The sequence below is a fragment of the Nocardia sp. NPDC051756 genome (assembly GCF_040681495.1).
Classification (GTDB): domain Bacteria; phylum Actinomycetota; class Actinomycetes; order Mycobacteriales; family Mycobacteriaceae; genus Nocardia.
Window position 1 is genome coordinate 169,660 of record NZ_JBFAYV010000001.1, and the last position, 22,912, is coordinate 192,571.

Annotated in this window: 24 protein-coding genes; 8 read left to right on the forward strand and 16 right to left on the reverse strand. The window is 66.2% G+C overall.

Annotation, left to right across the window (positions count from 1 at the left end; genetic code table 11):
* Positions 1-9: 9 nt before the first annotated feature.
* Positions 10-1,260 carry a cytochrome P450 gene (locus tag AB0M22_RS00860; RefSeq protein WP_364719307.1) on the forward strand — a complete coding sequence of 417 codons (1,251 nt, stop codon included), beginning with the start codon at positions 10-12 and terminating at the stop codon, positions 1,258-1,260.
* 11 nt (positions 1,261-1,271) lie between these two features.
* Here AB0M22_RS00860 and AB0M22_RS00865 read toward each other — a convergent pair whose 3' ends face one another.
* The 5 genes from AB0M22_RS00865 to AB0M22_RS00885 form a co-directional block, all read right to left on the reverse strand.
* On the reverse strand, positions 1,272-2,111 hold the full coding sequence (locus AB0M22_RS00865; protein ID WP_364719310.1) for an ABC transporter permease: 840 nt from the start codon (positions 2,109-2,111) through the stop codon (positions 1,272-1,274).
* Positions 2,108-2,845 carry an ATP-binding cassette domain-containing protein gene (locus tag AB0M22_RS00870; RefSeq protein ID WP_364719313.1) on the reverse strand — a complete coding sequence of 246 codons (738 nt, stop codon included), beginning with the start codon at positions 2,843-2,845 and terminating at the stop codon, positions 2,108-2,110. Before AB0M22_RS00870 ends, AB0M22_RS00865 begins: the two co-directional genes overlap by 4 nt.
* A gap of 16 nt (positions 2,846-2,861) precedes the next feature.
* Positions 2,862-3,344: a hypothetical protein gene (locus AB0M22_RS00875; protein ID WP_364719315.1), complete on the reverse strand. Its 483-nt coding sequence runs from the start codon at positions 3,342-3,344 to the stop codon at positions 2,862-2,864.
* Between the two features lie 107 nt (positions 3,345-3,451).
* The gene (locus AB0M22_RS00880) at positions 3,452-4,264 is read right to left on the reverse strand and encodes an SAM-dependent methyltransferase (protein ID WP_364719318.1); all 813 of its coding nucleotides are present in this window, start codon (positions 4,262-4,264) and stop codon (positions 3,452-3,454) included.
* A gap of 238 nt (positions 4,265-4,502) precedes the next feature.
* Complete coding sequence (locus AB0M22_RS00885) at positions 4,503-5,570, reverse strand: hypothetical protein (RefSeq protein WP_364719321.1); 1,068 nt, start codon at positions 5,568-5,570, stop codon at positions 4,503-4,505.
* Positions 5,571-5,768: 198 nt separating this feature from the next.
* Here AB0M22_RS00885 and AB0M22_RS00890 point away from each other — a divergent pair, with 198 nt between their 5' ends.
* A complete protein-coding gene (locus AB0M22_RS00890; protein ID WP_364719323.1) occupies positions 5,769-6,698 on the forward strand; it encodes an NADP-dependent oxidoreductase in 930 nt (309 codons plus the stop codon).
* A gap of 19 nt (positions 6,699-6,717) precedes the next feature.
* Here the strand turns inward: AB0M22_RS00890 and AB0M22_RS00895 are convergent, their stop codons facing one another.
* The 3 genes from AB0M22_RS00895 to AB0M22_RS00905 are packed head-to-tail and all read right to left on the reverse strand — an operon-like array spanning position 6,718 to position 8,053.
* Positions 6,718-7,152 (reverse strand): YdeI/OmpD-associated family protein, encoded by a 435-nt coding sequence (locus AB0M22_RS00895; protein ID WP_364719325.1) that lies wholly within the window; start codon positions 7,150-7,152, stop codon positions 6,718-6,720.
* Between the two features lie 38 nt (positions 7,153-7,190).
* Entirely contained in the window at positions 7,191-7,649 is a 459-nt protein-coding gene (locus tag AB0M22_RS00900; protein WP_364719327.1) for a DUF1801 domain-containing protein, read from the reverse strand.
* A 47-nt stretch (positions 7,650-7,696) separates the two neighbouring features.
* Complete coding sequence (locus tag AB0M22_RS00905; RefSeq protein WP_364719330.1) at positions 7,697-8,053, reverse strand: VOC family protein; 357 nt, start codon at positions 8,051-8,053, stop codon at positions 7,697-7,699.
* Between the two features lie 147 nt (positions 8,054-8,200).
* On the opposite strand from AB0M22_RS00905, the gene AB0M22_RS00910 reads away from it, so the two are divergent.
* Complete coding sequence (locus AB0M22_RS00910) at positions 8,201-10,933, forward strand: LuxR C-terminal-related transcriptional regulator (protein ID WP_364719332.1); 2,733 nt, start codon at positions 8,201-8,203, stop codon at positions 10,931-10,933.
* 8 nt (positions 10,934-10,941) lie between these two features.
* Here the strand turns inward: AB0M22_RS00910 and AB0M22_RS00915 are convergent, their stop codons facing one another.
* On the reverse strand, positions 10,942-11,571 hold the full coding sequence (locus tag AB0M22_RS00915) for a glyoxalase (RefSeq protein WP_364719334.1): 630 nt from the start codon (positions 11,569-11,571) through the stop codon (positions 10,942-10,944).
* A gap of 88 nt (positions 11,572-11,659) precedes the next feature.
* Positions 11,660-13,492: a peptidase M61 gene (locus AB0M22_RS00920; protein WP_364719336.1), complete on the reverse strand. Its 1,833-nt coding sequence runs from the start codon at positions 13,490-13,492 to the stop codon at positions 11,660-11,662.
* A gap of 623 nt (positions 13,493-14,115) precedes the next feature.
* On the opposite strand from AB0M22_RS00920, the gene AB0M22_RS00925 reads away from it, so the two are divergent.
* On the forward strand, positions 14,116-15,012 hold the full coding sequence (locus tag AB0M22_RS00925) for an aminoglycoside phosphotransferase family protein (RefSeq protein WP_364719339.1): 897 nt from the start codon (positions 14,116-14,118) through the stop codon (positions 15,010-15,012).
* Between the two features lie 92 nt (positions 15,013-15,104).
* On the opposite strand, the gene AB0M22_RS00930 is transcribed toward AB0M22_RS00925, so the two are convergent.
* Positions 15,105-15,512, reverse strand: coding sequence for a VOC family protein (locus tag AB0M22_RS00930; RefSeq protein ID WP_364719341.1), 408 nt, complete (start codon positions 15,510-15,512; stop codon positions 15,105-15,107).
* A gap of 167 nt (positions 15,513-15,679) precedes the next feature.
* On the opposite strand from AB0M22_RS00930, the gene AB0M22_RS00935 reads away from it, so the two are divergent.
* Positions 15,680-16,264 (forward strand): TetR family transcriptional regulator, encoded by a 585-nt coding sequence (locus AB0M22_RS00935; RefSeq protein WP_364719343.1) that lies wholly within the window; start codon positions 15,680-15,682, stop codon positions 16,262-16,264.
* 47 nt (positions 16,265-16,311) lie between these two features.
* On the opposite strand, the gene AB0M22_RS00940 is transcribed toward AB0M22_RS00935, so the two are convergent.
* A complete protein-coding gene (locus AB0M22_RS00940) occupies positions 16,312-16,524 on the reverse strand; it encodes a hypothetical protein (protein WP_364719346.1) in 213 nt (70 codons plus the stop codon).
* 438 nt (positions 16,525-16,962) lie between these two features.
* Between AB0M22_RS00940 and AB0M22_RS00945 the strand changes: the two genes are divergently transcribed.
* Positions 16,963-17,490, forward strand: a complete 528-nt coding sequence (locus AB0M22_RS00945) for a DUF6790 family protein (RefSeq protein ID WP_364719348.1) — start codon at positions 16,963-16,965, stop codon at positions 17,488-17,490.
* A 145-nt stretch (positions 17,491-17,635) separates the two neighbouring features.
* Complete coding sequence (locus AB0M22_RS00950) at positions 17,636-18,055, forward strand: MarR family transcriptional regulator (RefSeq protein ID WP_364719350.1); 420 nt, start codon at positions 17,636-17,638, stop codon at positions 18,053-18,055.
* Positions 18,056-18,081: 26 nt separating this feature from the next.
* Here the strand turns inward: AB0M22_RS00950 and AB0M22_RS00955 are convergent, their stop codons facing one another.
* Positions 18,082-19,428 carry a permease prefix domain 1-containing protein gene (locus AB0M22_RS00955; RefSeq protein WP_364719353.1) on the reverse strand — a complete coding sequence of 449 codons (1,347 nt, stop codon included), beginning with the start codon at positions 19,426-19,428 and terminating at the stop codon, positions 18,082-18,084.
* A complete protein-coding gene (locus tag AB0M22_RS00960) occupies positions 19,428-19,790 on the reverse strand; it encodes a PadR family transcriptional regulator (protein ID WP_364719356.1) in 363 nt (120 codons plus the stop codon). Before AB0M22_RS00960 ends, AB0M22_RS00955 begins: the two co-directional genes overlap by 1 nt.
* A 143-nt stretch (positions 19,791-19,933) precedes the next feature.
* Between AB0M22_RS00960 and AB0M22_RS00965 the strand changes: the two genes are divergently transcribed.
* A complete protein-coding gene (locus tag AB0M22_RS00965; RefSeq protein WP_364719359.1) occupies positions 19,934-20,641 on the forward strand; it encodes a DUF899 family protein in 708 nt (235 codons plus the stop codon).
* A 52-nt stretch (positions 20,642-20,693) separates the two neighbouring features.
* On the opposite strand, the gene AB0M22_RS00970 is transcribed toward AB0M22_RS00965, so the two are convergent.
* Positions 20,694-21,911, reverse strand: a complete 1,218-nt coding sequence (locus tag AB0M22_RS00970; RefSeq protein WP_364719361.1) for an MFS transporter — start codon at positions 21,909-21,911, stop codon at positions 20,694-20,696.
* A complete protein-coding gene (locus AB0M22_RS00975) occupies positions 21,908-22,912 on the reverse strand; it encodes a diiron oxygenase (protein ID WP_364719363.1) in 1,005 nt (334 codons plus the stop codon). The genes AB0M22_RS00970 and AB0M22_RS00975 overlap by 4 nt, the downstream gene beginning before the upstream one ends.

Below are 22,912 nucleotides of genomic sequence, written 5' to 3' on the forward strand. Positions count from 1 at the left end.
GGTTGGCGAATGTCGCGTGATCCAGTCCAGTTCATGGTGGATCTGGTCGACGTCGGGAAAATAGCCCGGGTCGATATCGGCAGTCTCGTTGTCTATGTCATCACCGATTTCGAGTTGCTGCACAAGGTGTTGGTCGAGAATTCCGATGGCTATGAACGAGGGCTCCTCTTCGAGCGCATCCGGCTCATATTCGAGGAATCGTTGATCGTCGCGGATGGTCAGCAACACCGGGATCTTCGTCGTATGTTGCAGCCGGCGTTCCATCGGACGGAGCTGGACACCTACGCACAGATCATGAAGCGCAACGCGGATGCGATGGCGAGTTCGTTGCGGCCGGGTCAGATTATCGAGGCCCGTTCCGCATTGTTGGAGGTGGTGATCGCCGACCTCGTCGGGTCCCTGTTCTCGCACGAACCCGATTCCGCGGAGATAGCGCACATCTCGGGTCTGATCGAGGCCATCGGCGCAGGCGCGATAGTGGGCAGTGTGCTGCCCAAGCGGCTGGCGAGCCTGCCATTACCGGTGAACCGCAAATTCCTGTCGGCGGGAAAGCAATTACTGAACTACTGCCGGGAACTGCTCGTCGCGCGGCGGGTCAGCGGTGAGCGCCACAACGACCTGATCGACATCCTGCTGCATTCGCCGGCTGCGGCAGGCCGTAGTGACAAGTACCTGGCAGAGCAGGCCGTGACTGTTCTCTTCGGCGGGATCGACGCCTCGACCGCCACGCTGACCTGGGCGCTGCACGAGCTGTCCACGCGTCCGAAGGTTGCTTCGATACTGAAGAACGAGATCTCCGAGGCAGGCGAAGTCGGCCCCCGAAACCTCGATGAGCTCGACTACCTGAACCGTTTCCTGAACGAGGTCACGCGCACCCATTCGCCACTGTTGCAGACCAGACGCAGCGTCACCCCGGTCGAACTCGACGGCTTCACCTTTCCCGCCGGGACCGATATCGGCTACAGCATCGCGGCTATTCACCGCAACCCGAAGTTTTTCACCGATCCGGACACTTTCGACCCCGACCGGTGGTTGCCGTCGAACTCCGGGGCGAAATGCCGGAGCTTCGTTCCGTTCAGCATGGGCAATCAGATGTGTATCGGCAACAATTTGGCGTGGGTGACCTTCCAGACGACTCTGCACAGCCTGCTGTCGAAGTGGGAGTTCCATCCGGTCGCGGCCAAGAAGATCCCGCGAGCCATGGGTCCGATCCCCGGGCCGAGAAGGCTTTCGCTCGAGGTTCGTCCGGTCTCCGGGTAATTCGCCAGCGCTCAGGTCGTGCTTGATTTGGCGAGCGCCGTCCTGCGATACCCGGACATCCGGCGAACGAGGATGGGCAGGACGGCGGTGACGATGAAAAAGCCGACGGCGACGAGGATGAAGTAGATCAGCGATCCGTTGCGGCCGAAGCGGGGCAGGAAGGCGACTTCCTGGCCGGTCGCGGCGACGGCGTTGAGGAACGGCGCGTAGGCCTGTATCGCGGACCCGTGGGGCAGCAGATTGACGGAAATCTCCGCCACATAGACCCAGAACAGAAGAACGGCGACGGCGGCGGACGGCGTCCGAATCAGGGTCCCGACCGCGACGCCTATCCCGCACGCGGCGAACGCGTAGCACGGGACGGTCCAGAGGAACCGGATGCCGGCGGAGTCGGTGATGTCCACGTTTCCATAGATTTGCGGGAACTGGAGCGGCAGCGTCACCATGACGACGACGAGCAGCACAACTGTCGCGATCGCCGTGATGACGCCGTAGTAGATCCACCGCGCCACCGCGACCGTCCAGGACCGGGGAAACAGGAAGGCGTTGAGATCGCTTGTCTGGCCGCGCCATTGGGTGGCATGGGCGTAGGCGGCGGCGACCATCATGACCGCCACCGACAACGTGATCACCCAGTACACGGAGTTGGTGGTGGAGACCGTGGCAACGTAACTCTGTCCAGGGAGATCGGCGAGTCGTTCCGCGACGGCGGCGATGGCGAGGGTGACGATCAGCGGCAGCGCGAAGGTGAGCGGGACCGCGACGGTCCACAGGAAGCTGCGTCCGGTGGTGCGGGTCCATTCGGCGGCGATGCCGCGGCGAATCAGGGTGGCCGGACCGGGGTTGGTCATGGGGCCACGCCGAGCGCGACGTCGGCAGGCAGGCCGGCGATTCGCAGGTAGGCGTCTTCGAGGCTGGTCTCGCCCGGACCCAGGGTGCTCATGAGGTGGGCGAACGGCTCGTCGGCCAGAATGCGCTGGTTTCCGAGGACGACGATGTGGTCGGCGTTGCGTTCGACCTCATCCAGCAGATGCGTGGCCACCAAGACGCAGGTTCCGGCATCGGCGAGCCGGCGCAGCAGTTCGCGGATCCAGCGGATGCCCGCGATGTCGAGGCCGTTGAGCGGTTCGTCGAGCAGGAGGGTTCGTGGCTCGGAGAGCAATGCGGCGGCGATGCCGACCCGTTGGAGCATGCCGAGCGAATAGTGCCCCAGCCGGCGATCGGCGAACCGGACGAGGTCGACGAGTTCGAGCACATCGCCGACCCGGCTGAGGGGTAGCCCACGGGCGCGGGCGATCCAGCGCAGGTGTCGGCGTGCGGTGTGGCGAGGGTCGAAAGCTCGGTAGTTCAAGTGCATTCCGAGCGTCGCCGGTGTGGTGTGGTGGGCCCGAATGTCGATGCCGTCGACCCGGACGGTGCCGGCTGCAGGCGCGATAACACCACAGACACACCGCAGCAGCGTGGTTTTGCCGGTGCCGTTGAGACCGATCAGATAGGTGAGTGCCCCGTCTGCCACGGTCAATTCGGGGACCTCGAGGACGGTGACGCCCGGATAGCTCAGGACGAGGTCACGGATGTCGATCACGGGCGTCGGCAGCCGGTCAGAAGTCGCAACCCATTGCCAGCCCGACGGCCTTGACACCCTCGCACACGGAGCTGTTGGACAGCTTCCAGACACCATCGATCCGCTTCCACACCACGCGCGCAACGAGATCCGGCTGTCCCGCCGACTTGCTGCGCAACATAGCGGTGTGCACGTTGCCCTCGTGGGTTTCCGGACCGGTGATGTCGTTCGACCCGCGCGGGGCTCGGTACCAGCCGATGTTGTAGAGGGTGCGCGCGACCACGACCGCCCGCATGCCGCCTTCCATATTGGCGGCCTTGGCCTCGTCGGAGGCTGGGGTTTCGATCAGGAACGCGACCTGTTCGTCGAGGTCCTCCAGGGTGGGCACTTCTTTGGTGATGAGGAATTCGCCCGGAGCGGCGGAAGCGGCGGGGGCATTGACAACCGAGGCGCCGGTCGTGACCACGGCGACCGAAACGATCGTCGACACGACTCCAGCGACAGTTTTGAGGGTCTTCATTGTTTCAACCTCTGAATCGACTGGGACAGCACCTGACGCACGCTCGAATGTGCAGGCGGCCAATAACAAATAGGCGGGTTAGAGATTACTCCTGTTGCGTCGGATCCTCACGGTTTGCGGCCGATCGCACCGTCCATGACCATTCGAGTTTCCGGCAGGTCGGGGCGGAGCCATTGCTGCACCGGCACCACACCGGGTTCGAGCACCTCGAGGCCGTCGAAGAATGCCGCCGTCTGGGTTCTGGACCGGAAGGACACTTGCGCAGACGTGCCTTTGGTGCCTTCGAGTACCTGGAGCACCTCCGGGGAGGAGTCGAGGGAGCCATGCGCGATCGCCAGGTAACTACCCGGTGCCATCTGGTCGCGGAAGGTGGCGACGACGTTGCCGGGGTCTTCCTCGTCCATCACGTAATGCAGTACACCGATCAACGTGATGGCCACCGGTTCGTTGAAATCGATCAGGGAGTTGCTCTTCAGCTGATCGAGGATGTCGCCGGGATTACGAATGTCGCCCAGCAGGGCCGAGACACCGCGCGGCTTGGCCAGCAGCGCGTCGCAATGCGCGTGCACGACCGGGTCGTAGTCGACATACACCACCCGCGCCGTCGGCTCGATCTCCCGAGCGACCTCGTGCACGTTGGGCGAGTTCGGGATACCCGAGCCGAGATCGATGAACTGCCGGACACCGGCCTCCGCGGCCATCTCGACCGCTTTGAGCGCGAAACTCCGAGCGAACCAGGCCAAGGTCTTGATTTCTGGTGCGCGAGAGAGCATTTCATCGCCCATGCCCCGGTCGATCTCGCGACTGTCCTTGCCCCCCAATAGGTAGTCGTACACCCGGGCGGAGTTCAGCTGACCAGGTTCGAACGGCTCCGGCGTTCGGCTGGTTTCCGACGCAGGCCCCTCAGTTCCTTCGACCACAGGTGACACGGTAGCCGATCGCCACCTCCGCCGGGAGTGCATCCGGCGATCTGCCCGCCGAATGTGGTGCATTGTCCGAACGCGGCGCTGCTCCGCCCGCCCGAACCGGCCCTCCGGTTTGAATCATCGGCGAACCCTGTTCCAACACAACATGTTCCAACATCCCACGACTGCTTTGGCGCTTACTTCCGACCGCCGTCGGCGATGGGGTTCGGACGCGCACGGAACCGGTTCCGCGTCACGGACTCGTTTGCGCCAAGGCGACTGCGTGTGCCACCGCGGACCGCGCCGAGTCGACGGTCTTATAGCGGCCGAGACCGCAGGGGGATGCGACGTCCAATTGGTCGCCGTAGGCCGACTCCGCGGCGGCCAGCCCCTGTCGTGCTTGCGCGAGCGGCTGCGCCGAATGCGCAAGCCCGGCGACAACCCGCGTGGTGGCAGGCAATTCGAGGCGGGCCAGGGGCGCATAGTACTGCGGCCGAACCGGCGCCTGTTTGCCGTTGCCGAGGGGGAAGTGGATGAAATCGAGCTGCCTTCCCGCAGGCCAGTAGCGCGCTATCGCGTTGGCCAGCGCGACGACCGGGGCCGCCGATCTCGGTGCCACCACCGGCTTGTCGTCGAGGCTCCCGTAGCACAGGTGTACGCCGAAACGGGAACCATGCGGAGCCCGTGCGACTAGGCGTGCGATCGCTCGACCCGCCGCGGTGGCCGGGCCCTGCCGCAGGACTCCGGGTGTCCCCGTGCAGATGAGCGTCTCCGCCGGCATTTCGAGTTGGAAGACGACGTTGTCCCCCCACGCTTCCTGGATACGGACGATCTCCCGGACCGTGGCGTCGACAATCGGGCGGTAATAGGGGAAGGCTCGGTCACCAGGGCCGACCGAGCCGCGACGCCGCGTGAGCATCCGCGCCTCGAAGGCGATGAAACCGATGACAAAGGGTGTCGGTATGCCTACCTGCAAGCGAAGTCCGGGATCGGTTCGACGCACGTCGGCCAACGCGTCCATCGCCCGTCCGGCCTCCGCCGCATAGCCGAGCGCGGCGTCGACATCGCCTTCGGCCAGTGATCGTCCGGCCCGGAGCTTGAAGGTGTCGCGGGACCGTAGCGTCGACCAGTCACCGTGGCGCGCGGGTGCCAGCGCCGGGATGGTGCCGAGCCGGTCGATGATCGGTCTGACGTACCACTGGGCGCGATACGGATCCGCTTCACCGCCCGGAACCAAGCCGTCGAGGAACTCACCCGCGGTGTCGACGGCGAACGCCATTGCCTTCTCTGGAGTGTCCAACTGCGGGGGCAAGCTGCCCACGAAGTGAACCTTGCGCTGAGGCTGCACAGCGTCAGTGTTCCACACCGGCCGTCCAGACACCGCCCATCCACGATTCGTCAACGGAGCGTGGATGTTTGACCGACCGGGACCGGATGAGGGGCACCGGTTACGGGACTTGGTCCCGTCAGAGGTGTATGGTGATGGTACCAAGTCTCATCACCATGTTGTGGAGGTCTCATGAGTCGAGCGGTCATCTACGAAAAGTTCGGCGGTCCCGAGGTTTTGGCGGTGCGGGAGGTTCCGGAACCGCACGCCGGGCCGGGCGCGGTCCGTGTTCGAGTCACCGCCGCCGGTCTGAATCCCATGGACTGGGGTATCGCATCGCGGCCTGAGCTGGCGGCACAGTTCGGCATCACCCTGCCCGCCGGCTTCGGCTACGACTTCGCCGGGATCGTCGACGAGGTCGGCACCGGCGCAACGGGTTTCGCGGTGGGCGATCGGGTCCACGGCGGCGCGATGGGTAGGGCTGTCGCCGATTACCTGCTGGTCGAAACGCCCCCGTCGGCGGCCGAAATGCTGTGGCACACACCAGAAGGCATCACCGACGAGGTGGCGGCCACGCTTCCGGTGGCCGGGATGACCGCCGCGGCCGCGCTGGCGGCGATCGAGCTGCGGTCCGGCGACACCGTGCTGATCGGCGGCGCCGCGGGCGGAGTGGGTGTCTTCGCCGTCCAGCTCGCGAAACTGGCCGGCGCCAACGTGATCGGAACGGCTTCGGAAAGCACCTTCGAGTTCTTGCGCGGGTTCGGCGCGCAGGCCGTGGCCTACGGCCCGGGATTGGCGGACCGGGTGCGGACACTGGTTCCGGCGGGCGTGACCGCGGCCACCGATCTGTTCGGCACCGAGACTGCCGAGACCGCGCTCGCGCTCGGTATCCCGCCCGAGCGGATCTCCACCGTCGCCGCGGGGCCCAACCCACCCGGCGGTGTGCGCGGGACCGGTGGCTTCGACGCCAGTCCGGATGCCATGGCGCACCTCTGCGACGCGATCGTGGCCGGCACGCTCACCGTGCCGATCGCGGCGACCTTCCCGATCGAGCAGATCCGCGATGCCGTGACCCAGCAGGCCGGCCGCCACGTCCACGGCAAGATCGTGATCACGATCTGACCTTGCCGCCGTTCGGGTTTCAGCCCCGCAGGGTGGCGATGGCCTTCTCGATGCGCCGTTGGCGGGTCTCGGGCTTCTTCGCGCTCTCGATGGCGTGCACGTGTTCGCGCTTGCGGCTGTAGGCGAGGTTGTCGTAGGCGGCGCGGGCGACCGGATCGTCGTCCAGGGCCTGGACGAAGTCGGCGGGCTCGACGATGACGCGCGGCTGGGTGTCGAGCTCCACCTCGACCTCGATCTCGTCGCCGATCGCGACCCCCGCGGCCTGCCGGTTGGCGTTGCTGAGGCCGAGCAGGTGGCGGCCGCGCATGAGGGCGACCCGGCTCTTCCAGGTGTGCCCGTTGATCGTGATCGTCACCGGCGGCCGCGCGCCCTCGCCGAGCGCCGTCACCACCTCCGGCGGAACCTCCAGGCCCCGCATGGGTTCGGGCGGCTCGACGTGGGTGCGGAACTTCATCAACTTCTCCTGTTCTGTGTGCGGCCGGCCGGCGGGGATCAGTTCGCGGCCCGCGCGACCAGTGCGCCGATCATCTGCTCGTCGGCGGGCGTGAGACCGGTGAGGGCGAAGGAGGTGGGCCAGACGGTGCCCTCGTCGAGGGTGGCCTTGTCTTCGAAACCGAGGGTGGCGTAGCGGGATTTGAACTTCTCGGCGGATTTGAAGAAGCAGACGATCTTGCCGTCCTTGGCGTAGGCGGGCATGCCGTACCAGGTCTTGGGGGTCAGGTGCGGGGCGTGTTCGGTGACGATGGCGTGGATGCGTTCGGCGAGGGCGCGATCGGAGTCGTTCATCTCGGCGATCTTGGCCAGGACGTCCGCGGTGCCGTCGGCCTTGGTGGCGCGGGCGCCGCGGCGGGCGGCGGTGCCGAGTTCCTGGGCGTGGTCCTTCATGGCGGCGCGTTCCTCGGCGGAGAAGCCGACGGTGGGCTGGTTCTTGGTGGTGGTGCGAGTGGTCATTGTGGTTTCCTTCGTGGGTTTTTGCAGGTCGGTTTCGGTGCGGGCGTTCAGCGATCCTGGAGCAGACCGACGACGTTGCCGTCGGGGTCGAGGACCTCGGCGACCCGGCGGCCCTCGCCGACATCGCGCAGGGCCTGCTTCACCGTGGCGCCGGCGGCGATCAGTTCGGCCAGCTTGGCCTCGATATCGGGCACCTCCCAGTAGATGACCGGGGTGGTGATGGCCTGCGGGCCACCGTCGGGGACGAGGCCGATGTGGTGGCCGTCGATGTCGAAACCTACGTAGTAGGTGCCCTCGATCTGCGGCGGCACGCCGAGCAGGGCGGTGTACACCGCCGTGGCCGTGGCCAGGTCGGATACGGGGTGCAGCACGGTCTTGATGCCCTTGGCTGCGGTGGTGGTCATGGCGGCTCCTGGAGTCTTTGTGATCGTGCTGTTCGGTATGTGGAAAACGATATTTCCGGCGAGCCGCCGGGACATCCGTGCTGACCACGGAGAGCACCACGGAGATGCTCCCGTGCGGGTGAAACGGTCGTACGTGACAATGTGGGCGTGTCGAAGTCGAAGCCCGCCGCCGGGATCTCGGATCGTGAAGCCGAGGTGCTCGCCCTGGTCGGGCAACACCGCAGCAATGCGGAGATCGCCGCGCAGCTGTTCATTTCCGTGCGCACCGTGGAGACCCACGTGTCCGCACTGCTGCGCAAGGTCGGGGTCGCCGACCGGCGGGCGCTGGCCGGACGGGCGGCGGAGTTCGAGCAGACCGAAGACAGCGGCGCGGCGGCTGCCGTCCTGCCCACGCCGCTGACCTCGTTCGTCGGCCGCGAGCGGGAGCGCTCCGCGCTGCGCGAGGCCGTGCGCGCGCATCGGCAGGTGACCGCGCTGGGGCCCGGCGGAGTCGGCAAAACGCGGCTGGCCCTGGCGGTAGCCGCGGACCTCTCCGGTGAATTCACCGGCGGCGCATGGTTCGTGGACCTGGTGCCGGTGACCGATCCGGCGATGGTCGGGGCCGCGGTGGCGCGGGCGCTGCGGCTCGGCGAGCAGCAGGGGCGCAGTCTCGACGAGTCGGTGTCGGCCGCGCTGGGGGAGCGCCGGGTGCTGCTGGTGCTCGACAACTGCGAGCATCTGCGCGACGGGGTGGCGCCGTTCATCGAGCACCTGCTCGCGAGCTGTCCGAACGTGACCGTGCTGGCCACCAGCCGCGCGCGGCTCATGGTGCCGTTCGAGCAGGTCTACCCGGTGCCGCCGCTGTCGCTCGGCGATGATGCCGAAGACGCTGTGGCGTTGTTTCTGGATCGGGCCGCGGCGCTGGGCTGGCCGGTGGACGCCGAGCAGTCGGCGCTGGTGCACGAGATCTGCGGTCGGCTCGACGGGCTGGCGCTGGCCATCGAACTCGCGGCCGCCCGGCTGCCCACCCTCGGACTCGACGGGCTCAGCGCGAGCCTCGCGGATCCGTTGCGACTGCTCGTCGGTGGCCGCCGGGCCGACGAACGGCATCGGTCCGTGCGGGCCATGCTGGATTGGAGCCAGGCGCTGCTGACCGCCGAGGACCGGTGCGTGCTGCGGCGGGTCGCGGTGTTCGCCGCGCCGTTCACCGCCGCCGACGCCATGGCGGTGGCGGGCTCGGCGGAACTGGATCCGATCGCGGTCGCCGACGGGCTGGCCCGGCTCACCGAGCAAAGCTTGCTCACCGTGGCGCCGTCCCCGCGCGGCACCCGATACCGGGCGTTGGAGACCATCCGCCAATACGAACGCGAAGAACTGGCGACCGCGGGTGAACTCGACGAAGTCCTTGCGTGCCATATGAATTGGTGCATTACGACGGCTGGCCAGCTGCTCACCGATCCCACGTCGGCGACCCGCGATTGGGGGCGCGCGTTCGATGTCGCCGCCGACGATATGCGCGCGGCACTGGCCTGGGCGGCTGGGCTGCCCGACCGTCGGGCAGACGCGTATTCGCTGGCGATTTCCTTGGCGGAGTTGGCTTTTGCCCGAAACCTGATCAGTGAATCCCAGCGTCGCTATGAACAGGCGGCGGCGCTCACCGATGACCCGGTGGCGGCCACTGCGGCGTTACGGCGTGCCGCTGAGGTAGCCGGGTGCCGGATGCGTGGCGGGGACATGTACCGCCTGTACCGCGCTGCCGCCGAAATTGCTTTCAATGCAAGCGATTCCGCGTCTTCGGCCCGGGATCTGGCGACCGCGGCGATCACCGCCTACCGCATGTCCGACACCTTCGCGCAGCCGGTTGCTGCGGGCGAGGCCGCGGCATTGCTGGCGGAGGCGCGCGAATTGGCCGGCGCGGACCCGGCCGCGCTCGCCGCGGTGGCTCTGGCCGAATGTGGCGTGCTTGCCGATCCCACCGTCGAGGGCGAGTCGAACGCCGCCGCGCCCGTGGCGATCACGTCCGCCGATACCGTGCGCACCGACCTGCCCGAGTCGGAAACGACTGTCTCGGTGGCTATTTCACGCGCACAACGGGCGGTTGACCTGGCCGATCGCACCGGCGACCCGTTCGCCCGCAGTGCGGCCCTCGACGCCCTCACCGCGGCGCAATTGTGGGCCGGGGACATCTTCGCCGCCGCCGAGACCACCCAGCGACGGGTCGCCTTGCTGGGCGCCATGCCGCGCACGCCCGCCAGCGCCCTTGAACACGTCAACGCGTTGTCCGAGGCGGCCGAGATCGGTATCGGCGTCGGCGATCTCATCGGTGCCCGTCGCTGGGCCGAGCAATTGCGCGACCTGCCGTTGCTGGCCGAGCGTGGTGATTTCGCCACCTCCGCGCTGCTGGTCGCGGCTGCCCTGGCCGGTCACCTCGATGAAGTGCTCACCGCCAGTGGACGATTCATCGATGCCTGGGAACTCTCCGGCCGGCCCTACGCTCCCGGTCTCGCACCGGCCGCGGCGGCCGTCGCGATGACCCACGGCCTGCGCGGTGACGACGTCGCGCGGGCCGAATGGCTGACCATCGTGGACACGCTGGCCGGCCCGCCCGGCCATCCGTCCGCTTATCGCGCCGTCTTCGCCGCTCTCGTGCTGCTCGACCGTGACCGACCCGAACAGGCGCTGGCCGAACTTGCCACCGAGCCCGACGATTTGGCCGAGCGCGATATCTGGATCTGGCGACACTGGTACGTCGCCCTGCGCGCCGAAGCCGCGGTCCTGGCCGGCCATCGGGATGCTCGCGGCTTCGTTGCTGCGGCGCGGACTACGGTGTCCGGCAACCCGATAGCCGGTTCGATCGTCGAGCGGGCCGCCGCCCGGCTCGACGCCGACGGCGGAGCCTGACACCCGGCTCAGGCCGTCGCCTCCCACAGGTACCCGTCCGGGTCGGTGAACGATCCGATGCTGCCGTCCAGGACGATGCGGTGGGATCCGCTGCCTTCCAAGGCGACTCCCGCTTCCTTGGCGGCCGCCTTGCGTGGGTACAACGCCAGGGTGACCGGTGAGCCCTGGTTCTCGAACTCGGCGTACTTGCCGCCGAAGCTCTTCGACACCGTCAGTCCGCGATCGGCATACACCTGCTTGCTGGCCTTCACGTCGGTCACGCCCATCAGCAACACCAGGTCGTCGATCTCGCGGGTGAACGGGCCGACATCCTTCTTCTTCGAGGTGGCGATCTTCCAGATCGTCCCCTCCGGCGCCTGGATCACCGCGCTGTAACCCCACAGGCTCTTCTTCGCCGGCTTGAGGACGGTGAACCCGGCGTCGACCGCGGTGCCGACGAGGCTGTCGACAGTGGAGGGCTGCGACACCACCAGGGACAAGATGAATCCACGGAAGCCGGTGGTCGGCTCCTGTGCCGCCCGGAACCCCAGCCGGTCACCCAGGCCGAACGCGGCGTCGTAGATCGCGGCCGCGGCCTGGGGATCGGCCACCTCGAGCTGAATATTGATGTCGGTGCTGATGTTTGCGTTGATTTCCATGCTCATAAAGCTAGATCCGGGCCGGCACGGTCACATCCGTGCCGACCACGGAACACACCACTGAGCGTCGTTCGGTGGTGTGTCGATGCTATTTCCGCGCGGCCAGGATCTGGGTGAGGTAGTCCGGGGTGCCGTCGATGCGTTGCAGATGCGGGTAACGGAGGCCGTCGTGATAGTTCAGTTCAACGGTCCGGGTCTGATCGAAGTCTTTCACCTGCAAGCGAATCGGTGCGGGGTTCGCCTTGGCTCCCTCGATCGCGGCTTCCATCGTCGCTTGGGAGTAGGGGGCGTCGTTGACTGACACCACCGTCATCCCGGTGCCGACTTTTGCCTTGAATGCGGGTCCGTCCCAGCGCACGTCGGTGACCTTGCCGGCACCGGACACGTTGAGGCCGATGGAGTAGGTGTAGTTGACCGCGCCCTCGGCCTGTTTCATCTGCGCCGTGAGCAAGGCGCCCGGGTTGTTGTCGAAGACCAACTTCCACCCCGTCTTCTCGACACTTGCGGCGAACGGTTCTTTTCCGTCGAGGCGATCGCGCAGATACTTCGCCCAATCGTCGGCGACCACGCCGTTCAGTGTCGAGACGACGTCGTCGAAGTCGTAGGTGTTCTGGGACATCCACTTGCTGTCGTCGACACCGAAGAACGCGCGAGCGAAATCATCGAGTGACTTCGTGTTTCCCGACAGTTCGCGGATACGTGCGTCCACGCCCAGCCACACCAGTTGCCCGCCCTGGTAGTAATCCTCGCTGAGCTGCCACGACCGATACGGCTTCGTACGCCGCTGCGCGATGATGGGGTCGTTGGTGGTGTCCTGCAGATTGCGCCAGTCGAGTCCGGGCCGGTTTTCGGTGTATGCGGCGACTACCGAAGCCAGCGCATCGCGAGAGACCTCCGCGGGTCGCAAGCCGGACCGGCCGGTGAGCACGTTGCCCCAATACTGCGTCTGTCCCTCGTAGACCCACAGCAGGCTGTCCTGCATCGGGACGTTGTAGTTGGGTGTCCACAGGTCAGCCGGGCGTCGGAACTTGCCGTTCCAGGAATGGGTGTACTCGTGCCCGAGCAGATCGGCGCTGCCGACCTCGGGGTTCCACCCGGTGAAATAGTCCGTGGGTTGGCCGTTCTCGCTGGATCGCTGGTGTTCCAGTCCGTTGGAGCTGAGCTGATCCGACAACGACAGCAGGAAGTCGTAGTGGTCATAGTGCTGTGAGCCGTACAGTCCTACCGCCTGTTGCACTAGCGCCTTGTGCAGCTCGATGTGCTCGGGCTTGGCTGCGAGCTGCTCCGGTGCGTCGGCGAATACTTGCAGTCGCACCGGGGTTTTCGCGCCGGGAGCCAGGTCGAACTCCTTGTGATAGCGCCCTGCATACACGGGCGAGTCGACGAGGATGTCCAACGGAACAGTCTTGTAATTCACGGTGTCGACGTCTTTGCCGGCGACCTCCAGCGCGGTTCCGGCCTCGAATCCCGGCGGGTAGGTGACGCTCGCGGTGAACGGAATCTTGCTGGCGGGAACACCAGCCGGATAGAGGACCACGGCATTCCACTGCAAATTCAGCATATTCGGCGTCATCACCACGCGCCCTTGAGTGGAATCGGTGGGGGTGAGGTATTGGTAGCGCGCGTCGATTGATTCCACGCCGTCGGGCACCGTAACCTTGAACGCATACACGTTCAGCGGATCACGCTTCCACTCCAGCTTGTTCCCGGCGTTGGTGAAGGTGATGCCCCCGATCTTGTCGATCGGACCGGACGGAGAGTGGCTGCCGGGCAGCCATTGCGGAAAAAGTAAGTCGATCTCGCCCGACTGCACGGGGATCGTCTGTTTCACCTGGATAATGCGTTGCGGCAGATTGGTCAGGTCGACCGCCACCGAGATCGCTTTCTGATCCGCCGGAGCGTCATCAGAATTGTTGCGCAAGCCGAAGTATAGCGAGCCTGCCAGGACAACGAGAACGACGACGCCGATAACGCCGATAATACGAATCTTAGACAACGACACTCCCCGAGTCACAGACGATCTTGTCGACACTACGAAGTAGACGCAATGCCCGCCCCCGGCGGTTGGTGCTCATCGGCCAAGGATAGGACCTACCGATTGCCGTCATAAACTTTGCAGCGCATAGCGGCAATAAGCGCGCGTACGGTGCGGTCGCCACGACCGCCTGTCCTATCCCCTCCTCCGGCGTCAATGCTTCGAATAGTTTGTTCGGGTCGGCGAGCGCCCCTTAGTTACTGAACTAACTGTCGATCCTACGAGGGTTGGTATCGCAGTGTGCGAGGAGTGAGTGTGGCCTGCGTCATACCCGTGGCCCGTCCGCTGCTGCTCGGCCCATCGGCCCGCACACACCGCGGCGCGGTCGATGTTCTGTCCGAGCCCGTTCGTCCAGTTGGCCTGCGGCCGAATGAGTTTCATAGCATCCCTGACGGTGCCGTCGTCCGCTCCGAGTAGAAGGACGCCGTAGTCCACTTTTACGAAGCGCTGGCCAACCGCTGACGAGCGTCCGAAGGGCGGTCGGACCGGCCTCGGTACACTGAATCCGGATGACCGACAACGGGTTCGAGATCACCGCAAACCTGGTTCGCGACCTGCTACAGGAGCAGCATCCAGATCTTGCCGGGCTGACCATCCGCGAGGTGGCGGGCGGCTGGGGCAATCAAATGTGGCGTCTGGGAGACGAGTTGGCCGTGCGCATGCAGCGCATGGACCCGACTCCGCACCTCCAGATCAAGGAGCGGCGATGGCTTCCCGTGCTGGCCCCGCGCCTGCCGCTCCCGGTGCCGACCCCGGTGCGGTTCGGCGAACCGTCCGAGCGCTTCCCCAAGCACTGGACGGTGATGACGTGGGTTCCCGGTGAGCCACTGGACCACGGCACGATCAGCCGCGGCACCCATGCGGCCGACACTTTGGCGGGCTTCCTCCGGGCGCTGCACGTGGAAGCGCCCGCCGAGGCGCCGATCGCTACCGACCGCGGAGCCCATCCCCGGGATTGCACGGGCGGTTTCGAGAACTTCCTCCAGGCCGTCGCTCCCGACGACATCGCGGCCGACGTCCGGGCCGTTTGGAGTGACGCCGTTGCGGCCCAGGCGTGGGCGGGCCCGCCGATGTGGGTGCACGGCGATCTCCACCCGGCGAACGTCGTCGTCTCGGACGGAACACTCGCGGGCATAGTCGATTTCGGCGACATGTTCGCCGGCGATCCGGCCTGGGATCTCGCCGCCGCATGGGTGCTACTACCCGCAGGCACGGCCGCACGATTCTTCGACATGTACGCCCAAGCGGACGACGCGACCATCCGCCGCGCCCGCGGACTGGCCGCGATGAAAAGCCTCTTCCTGATGCTCATGGGACAGAACGGAGATCGCGGCCTCCCCGGCGGCAAGCCACACTGGGGACCCGCAGGCCGTGCGGCACTCGACCGTGTCCTGCACGGCATTTGACGCACACCGAGAGTTGGCTGGCACGTTGGTCCACTCGTAGAAAGCGATAGCCCGGCTGCGGAATGGATGTTGGGGCAGAGGGGCTTTCGCGGTCAGTGCTGGCCTACGAGGTCGCTGTTGCGGCGCGAGACCGCGTCGTTGACGCCGATGATGTAGCCGTCGGGATCGGCGATGTAGAACTCGCGGGTGCCGGTGTGATCGGCCGACGGTCCGCGAATGATGTCAGTGACCGCGGCACAGGTGTCGAGCATGGCCTGGAAGTTCTCGACCTCGAGGTAGAACATGCCGGTGAACCCGATCGCCTTGCCCTGCAACGGCGGCAGCCAGTTCTCCAGTTGCGCGTGCCGGTAGAGCATCCCGCAGAACTGGCCGTCGAACAGGACCATGTGGATGTCGTCGGTTTCGGTCGCGGTCCGGCTGTCCACGGTGAAGCCGAGCTGCTCGTAGAACGCCTTGCTGACCGCCGTGTCCTTGACTCCGAGACAGGGTGCGAACGGCATCTGCCTACTCCCTCTGTTCAATGACGCCACCTGGGCGGCGGGTCGGATAGGTACATTTGTACCTTACGAGCGCGGTGAATTTCCCTCGATGTGTCACACGTCGCATTAGGTACATCTGTACCCTGCAAGGTGCGTGACTAGCTCGAACACCTGCGATGGAGGCAAGAATGGCCGAGGTGGCCCTGGGTTCGGATGCCGCTGAGCCCGTGCGGCGGCGCCGATTCGATCCGAACCGGCGGCAGCGCATCGCGCGAGCCGCGATCCAGGTCATCGGCGAGCGCGGCGTGGAGGGCCTGACCCACCGCGCGGTCGCCGAGGCCGCCGATGTCCCGATCGCCGGCACCACCTACCACTACAAGGACAAGGAAGATCTGCTCGTCGCCGCACTCGAAATCTGCGTCGACGACTACGCCGCCATCATGGCCGCCATCCCCGGCGAGCGGCCTGCGCTGACGATCGCCGACCTCATCGATCAGACCGCGGCCGCCCTGATCGGCTGCTTCACCGCCGAACGCACCATCACCACCGTGCAGCTCGAGTTGTATGTCGCCGCGATCCGCCGTCCCGCCCTACGCCCGATCGCGGACCGCTTCACCGAAGCCACCCGCACGATGTATACCCACTACACCGACCCAGCGACCGCGACCCTGCTCACCGACGCCGCGCAGGGAATCACCTTGCGCGGGATGGCGGCGACCACGCCGCCCACCGCGGAACAGATCCGCGGCCTGCTCACCCGCTGCCTACCTTGAGCATGTCGAAAGATGTTGAATCGCGCGGTGATTCGACCTGTCTCGCCCTATGAGACCTCGATCTGCTCCGGCTCCGGCAATGTCAGTGGTCGCGCGTCTGTGTACCAGGCGTATTCGATACCGGCGAGCCTGCCGTGCTCGACCCACAGAATGACCTCGCCGATCGGTGTCCCGTCACGGTCGGTGACCCCTCCGCTGGCGAAGATCCTGTCCGGTGAACCGGATGCTGTCGCCAAGTCGGCGGGTACCACCGCATCCACGCTGGGCGAACCGACACCCCCCGGTGGCGTTGACCAGCGCAACCGGAATCTGCGCCAAATAGTCGCCGGCTCCGGCCTTTCCGGTGGACAGCAGTTTGGTCACTACACCGATTTCGAGCTCGGTCAAGGCGCGCGGCTCGATCGGTGTAGTTCCCATTGCGTCTCCTGTGCTGTGCGCTTCAGCCCGGCGGTAGGTGCGTAATGAGGGTGCGCGCCCAGGGGATCGTTGGTGAAAACGGCCCGGTAGTAGCGGGGGGGGGGCGAGCACGGCATCTGTGGTGCGTTCCGGGGTCGGGGGCTCGTTTCCCCGGGCCTGTTCGCGCCCGACGGGCCGAACGGCCTGGCCTGACCGGTACCAACGCGCTCTCTGGGCCCACGGAACCGGCGGGCCGAAATTGAGTCTTGCTTAGTTAATATTAACCATGCAAGACTGAACGCATGAACCCGATCTCGTACCTCGTCCAGACCTCCGTCCCCCTGATTTGGCCGCTGATCGCGGTCGTCGGCGCATTCGTTGCCACGCGGCACAGCCCCTCCCGTCAAGCGGCGCTGGAGACCTGGCAGCGGTGGTGGGCCGTCGTCGCACTCGGCTTCGGCAGCCTGTGGATGACGATCACGTTCCTCGCGGTGCCGCAGGTCATGGCCGACGCCATCGGCTTCGAGTCGACCCCGTTCCAGTTCGAGATCGCGTTCGCCAACCTCGGCCTCGCCGTCATGGGCTTCCGCGCCGTCTCGGCTACTGCCCGCGAGCGCATCACCATCGGCCTCGGTGCCGGAATGTTCCTCTGGGGCGCGCTGATCGGCCACGTCTACCAGTGGTTCGCCAATGGCGACCACGAGCCCGGCAACACCGGGGGAGTCCTGGTCTGCGACCTGCTCCTCCCCGCGGTCGTGATCATCCTCGCCCGCCGCGCGCAACGACTGTCCGCCACCGAGCAGTCCCCGGCCTTGTTGTCGGCAGCGTGATCGACTCGGCGCGTGCGGCCGGGAATCGGACCGCATGAACACCGCACTAGTGACCAATGGCGGATTGGGCGCGGCGCTCGGCCTCGAGAGCGCCGCGCTTCCGCCGACGAGTCTTAACCGGACAAGACTCGGTTATGCTCGAACTGTGGACGATGGACTCGGAGATTTGCTGCATCGCGTGGTGTACCTGCTCGGCGAAGCAACCCGCCGGCGGGTAGACAACACTTCCGGCCTGAGCTACAGCCAAATACGCCTGCTGGGAACGCTGGAAGAGATCGAACCGGTCACCCAGCACCAACTGGCCCAAGCCCTGGCAGTCTCCGATCCAGCCGTCAGCCGCGCCCTCCGCCCCCTGGAAGAAGCCGGCCTGGTCCAGATCAAAACCGACCCCGACCACAAACGCCGCCGGCTGGTCGCCATCACCGAAGCCGGCCGAAATGCCTTCCACACCACCGGCAAACCCCTCTCCGACGAACTACGCACCGCCCTACTCGCCGCCGACTTCCCCTACGACCGCTACCTGAACGACACCATCGCACTGGCCAAACTCCTCGAGCCGTCCTGAAAGAACACGACTCGAGCAGCCGCTGCTCAGGCGAAGTCGAAAATTGGTGGTAGTACGACGATTACGGCGGCGGCCCATGCGCCGTAGACCGGCAGGTAGCGGGTTTGCCAGCGTTCGACATCGGCGAATCCGCGTCGGCCGCGGACGAATCCGAAGCCGAGCCAGACCGACCAGGCCAGGTTCACCAGCAGTACCAGGTTCATGCCGAGCGCCACGGTCTTGTTCGCGGTGAAGCCGAATTCCGCGATGCGCGAGAGCATTGCGGCCAGCATCACCACGTCGACGGCGAGGGCGCTGACGACCAGGATCAGTTGCAGCCGGTCGAAGGTGTCGGGTGCGCTCCGCGGGTCGCGCGCGGAGATCGCGTACAGCAGCAATCCGAGCACCACCACGAGAATCAGGTCCATCAGGATCAGCAGATTGCGGTCGATGTCGATGACGCTGCGGTTGGCCGCGAACGCCACCAGCAGCGCGAGCAGCATCACGACGGTGAGCGGGGTGAACACGCGAGTGAGCACCGGCGCGATATTCTCCACCACGTTCTGCTTGGCCTCGACCAGCCATGCCGCGACGATCACCGCACCCGCGATGCCGAACGGCACCACCCAGTCCTCGATGACCCATTCGATGCTCATGCCGAGCGTGTCGAACGCGTTGACGGTCAGTCCCATCAGCACGCCGCCGCCGAACGCGAGCAGGGTGAGATAGACGATCCACTCACCGGTGAATCGGATGAAATCCATTCGGCGCCGGTCGGATTGCCATTCCCCGCCGACGTAGGCGAGGCCGACGACGAACCACAACGCGATCGGCGCGTGGATCGCCGCAATGACCTCCGTCGATCCCTCCGGGTCGAACGGAAAAACGTTCAGCATGATCGCCGCCAGCGCGAACGGCACCAGCAACGCGGCGGCGACGCGCGGCCGCACCTGCCGCTTCCACGCGAAATACCCAGCGAGGAAGGGCAATACGAACAGGCTGAGATTCCGCGCGGCCGCGGCCCCGTCGAGTACCGCAAGCCCGGTCTTCAACGTCAGCGCCGCGACAACGGCCAGCGCGAGCACGACCACCAACTCCCGCTTGGGCCGCGCGCCGCCGCCCTCGGGTTCCGCGGGCAGCAGTACCAGCTGTTTCCACAGCCGATCGGAATGCTCCCGGGCGAACTCGCGCGAGATCGAATCCACGCTGCCCATCCGTTTGACCGCGACCAGGAACGCCTCGTCCGACGCCAGCCCAGCCCCGGTCAGATCCGAAACCTGCTCGCGCAGATGGTCTTCCATCTCCTCGACGTCGGCGGCCGATATCGCCTGATGGCGCTGGACGTAGCCACGCCACTGCCCGATCTGCGACTCCAGTTCGGCATCGGTACTCATCACGCCCATCCCTTCGCCACGTTCGGCGGCTGCTCGACGCTGCGCCAGACCTGCCCGAGTGCCTCGGCCACGACCGCCCACTGGGTGCGGCGTTCCGCGAGCGCGGCCCGACCCGAATCGGTGATCGCATAGTGTTTGCGCCGCCGCCCGCTGTCGCCGGACTGCCAGCTCGATGTCACATGACCCAGCCGTTCCAACCGGTGCAGCAGCGGATAGAGCATCCCGTCGGTCCATTGCATGCGCCCGCCGGACAGCTCGTTGACCCGCTTGAGAATCGCGTACCCGTAGGACTCGCCGTCGGCGAGTATCCCGAGCACCAACGGCGTCGCCGACGCCGCCACCAAGTCTTTGTCGATATGCACCGGACTCCGATACCTAGATCTGCTAGGTATCGACGTTAGCAGAGACCTCGGCTGGTATCGATGAACCGGCCCGAGACCGATGATTTTCGTGGCTGTCCCGGGTCTACACAGCAGAGCTGATCCATCCGAGCCCGGGAGGAACCTTGACCGAGAAGACCACCACCACCGCCCTGCCCCCTGTCGTGGACAAGCAGACCTGGCAAGCCGCGCTCGACGAGCTGCGGATCCGCGAGAAGGCCGCCACCCGCGAACTCGACGCCATCGCCGCCCAGCGCCGCAAGCTGCCAATGGTCGAACTCCCCGACTACACGCTGATCGGCGCGGACGGTCCGGTCCGGCTGGTCGACGTGTTCGACGGCCGTTCGCAACTCATCGTCTACAACCACATGTGGTCCGACGGCGCGGAGTGGCAGTGCGGCGGCTGCACCGGGCTCACCTCGCAGTACGTCCGCTTGGACCTGCTGGCCAACTACGACGCCCGCTTCGTCATCGTCACCAACGGACCCATCGAGGAAGCGCTGGCCTACAAGGCCAAGGTCGGCAACAAGATGGACTGGTACTCGTCCGCGGAAAGCTCGTTCGGCGCGGACGTGGATGCCCCGCCCGGCGCAGGCTTCGGGGTGAACGTCTTCCTCCGCGACGGCGACAAGGTCTACCGCACCTGGCACACCAACGGCCGCGGCACCGAACAGCTCAGCTACACCTTCGCATTGATCGACACCCTGCCGTGGGGCCGCCAGGAAGAATGGCAGGATTCCCCCGACGGCTGGCCCAAGTCGCCCACCTACTCCAAGTGGCTCGACTCGCCCGATGTAGCCCGACTCTACGGACCGAACGGCGAAACGGCATAGGGGGCAGCGAGATTCACTGCCCCCGTAGGACATAGCGCCCGGAAAGGATTGCTCAAGAGACGAAGCGTGGGGTGCCGGCTCGTGCGCCTGACACGATCTGCACGATGGACAGCGCCACCAACAGGACCAAGACCGAGGTCCAGGCGTGGGTCAGGTCGTGCAGCGCACCAGCCAGCACCGGACCGATCGCGCATAGGGCGAACCCGGCGATTTGGCTCATCGCGGTCAGTTTCGCTGTTGTCTGTGCGTCGTGCGTTCGGAGAATGGGTAGCGAGTAGCCGATCGCGGTGCCCGCGCCCAGTCCGGCGCCGAGCAGGATCATCCACACGATCGCCCCGCCGGTCGGCGAAATCAGCAGTCCCACAAAGGCAATGGCCAGCACGGCACCGGTCGAGGTCGCGGCCCGGACTTGCCGTTCGTTGCGGTTCACCACAATGGACATGGCGAGAGCGGAGGGGACCGCGACCAGATTGGCCACCGAGAGCATGCCGCCCGCCAACGAGGCATTCATCCCGGCATCTACGAGAATCGTTGGCAGCCAAGCGGAAACGGTATAGAACAGCAGTGCGGGCATGGCGAAGAAGATGGTCACCGCCCAGGCCAGCGGCTGCAACCACAGGCTGCGCGGCGTGGCCTCCGACGCGGGGCCGGTGCCCGCCGCACTGTGTACACGCAACTGCGGCAACCAAACCAACCACGCGATGACCACGGGGACTGCCCACAGACCCAGCGTCGCACGCCAGCCGAACCCGGTGGCATCTTGCAGCGGCAGCGTGATTCCGGAGGCCGCGGCCGCGCCGGTGTACAGCGACATCGTGTAGAGCCCGGTCAGCAGCCCGACGTGCGCCGGGTGATCGCGTTTGATCGCAGCAGGCACCAGGACGTTGCCGACGGTGATGGCCAGACCGATGATCGCGGTCCCGGCGAACAGCGCGGGTACACCGGGCAGCAGTCGAATGCCGAAGCCGGCCAACAACACCAGCAGCGCGAACCCGATGGTGCGGTTGAGCCCGAGTTTGCCGCCGATCCGCGGCGTCAGCCCGGAGAACCCCACCCAGCAGGCGATCGGCACCGCCACCAGCAGGCTGGCGACGGTGCTGTTGAACCCCTCCTGCTCCTGCACCTGCGGCATCAGCGTCGAAATCGCCGTGATCGGCGGCCGCAGGTTCAGCGCGACCAGCGAAACGCCGACGGCAACCAGCCAGATCGGCACCGCCACCGCAGATTTCGGCGTGACCGCCGTGGTGTCAGCTGTCGAGTCGGCCCTCACGGGCCCTCGATCGTCACCGTTGACCAATCGAACGTGAGCTCCTCGAGTATGTCCAGCTCGCTGCAGAACTTGTGCAGCCCACTGAAATTGGACAGCAACCGCTTCGCCGACGGGTCGTGCTCGACCTCCCGCAGCATCTCGTGTCCGCCGTCGAACCCGACCAGATCGACGATCCGGTGCCAGGTCGGAAAGTTGTTCGCGGCGAACGCTTCCAGCCCGTCGACCATAGCCTCCCGGAACAGGGCGCGTTCAGCCGGACCGAGCCGGTGATACACCGCCTTGGCGATCTCGTCGGCGATCGAGGAGTGGCAGTACTCGTCGCGGTTGTGCATGGTCGCGGTGACCTTGTTGATCGGCTGGATCTCGTCGTCCTCGGCGATCAGATCGAGGTAGGAGTTGATCGAGATCTCGGCGACCGTGGTGAAGGCGAGCGCACTGAGCTCGCGTTGCCAGGGGTGTTCGCTCCTGGCCATGCGCTGCCGGAGCCGGGAGGCCTTGTGCCCGAGCGGGAGTGCGGTCTCCGGCATCCGCCAGCCGCGCCGGCGCCGCATCACCGAACTGGCGTTGAGGTGCATGAGGGTGTGGTACTGCTCGTCGAGCATCGCCTGGGTCATGCTGGTGGTCAGCGTCTCCATCTCCAGGCCGGTGTCGAACGTTTCCTCGATGACCAGCGCGAAGGTCGGATTCACCACGTGCTGTTCGGTGTCCATGATGTGCTTGTTGAAGGCCACCCAGCCCCAGCCGAGCAACCGCGCCCGGAGGTCGGGGTCCATGGCCTGGTAGGTCGGGTGCTCCCGGAACGGGATCAGGCCTTCCGGATAGTCGGGCCGGTCGGGTTCGAACAGTTCGTCCAGGTCGGGCTCGGGGCGCTTCACCATCGCGCGCCGATGCCAGTTCGCGGTGAGCCTGCTGATCACCGCGTTCTCGATCGGGTCGTCGGGGTCGTGCTCCGGTAGCGACGGCACTGCGGGGCCGCCTCCGGGATATTGCGGCAAAGTCAC

Coding starts and splice junctions, on each gene's coding strand:
- AB0M22_RS00865 (WP_364719310.1), bottom strand. CDS start 2,111: ATGACCAACCCCGGTCCGGCCACCCTGATTCGCCGCGGCATCGCCGCC.
- AB0M22_RS00890 (WP_364719323.1), top strand. CDS start 5,769: ATGAGTCGAGCGGTCATCTACGAAAAGTTCGGCGGTCCCGAGGTTTTG.
- AB0M22_RS00905 (WP_364719330.1), bottom strand. CDS start 8,053: ATGACCACCACCGCAGCCAAGGGCATCAAGACCGTGCTGCACCCCGTA.
- AB0M22_RS00935 (WP_364719343.1), top strand. CDS start 15,680: ATGGCCGAGGTGGCCCTGGGTTCGGATGCCGCTGAGCCCGTGCGGCGG.
- AB0M22_RS00895 (WP_364719325.1), bottom strand. CDS start 7,152: ATGAAGTTCCGCACCCACGTCGAGCCGCCCGAACCCATGCGGGGCCTG.
- AB0M22_RS00945 (WP_364719348.1), top strand. CDS start 16,963: ATGAACCCGATCTCGTACCTCGTCCAGACCTCCGTCCCCCTGATTTGG.
- AB0M22_RS00900 (WP_364719327.1), bottom strand. CDS start 7,649: ATGACCACTCGCACCACCACCAAGAACCAGCCCACCGTCGGCTTCTCC.
- AB0M22_RS00875 (WP_364719315.1), bottom strand. CDS start 3,344: ATGAAGACCCTCAAAACTGTCGCTGGAGTCGTGTCGACGATCGTTTCG.
- AB0M22_RS00860 (WP_364719307.1), top strand. CDS start 10: ATGTCGCGTGATCCAGTCCAGTTCATGGTGGATCTGGTCGACGTCGGG.
- AB0M22_RS00930 (WP_364719341.1), bottom strand. CDS start 15,512: ATGCCGTTCGCACCCTGTCTCGGAGTCAAGGACACGGCGGTCAGCAAG.
- AB0M22_RS00925 (WP_364719339.1), top strand. CDS start 14,116: ATGACCGACAACGGGTTCGAGATCACCGCAAACCTGGTTCGCGACCTG.
- AB0M22_RS00955 (WP_364719353.1), bottom strand. CDS start 19,428: ATGAGTACCGATGCCGAACTGGAGTCGCAGATCGGGCAGTGGCGTGGC.
- AB0M22_RS00915 (WP_364719334.1), bottom strand. CDS start 11,571: ATGGAAATCAACGCAAACATCAGCACCGACATCAATATTCAGCTCGAG.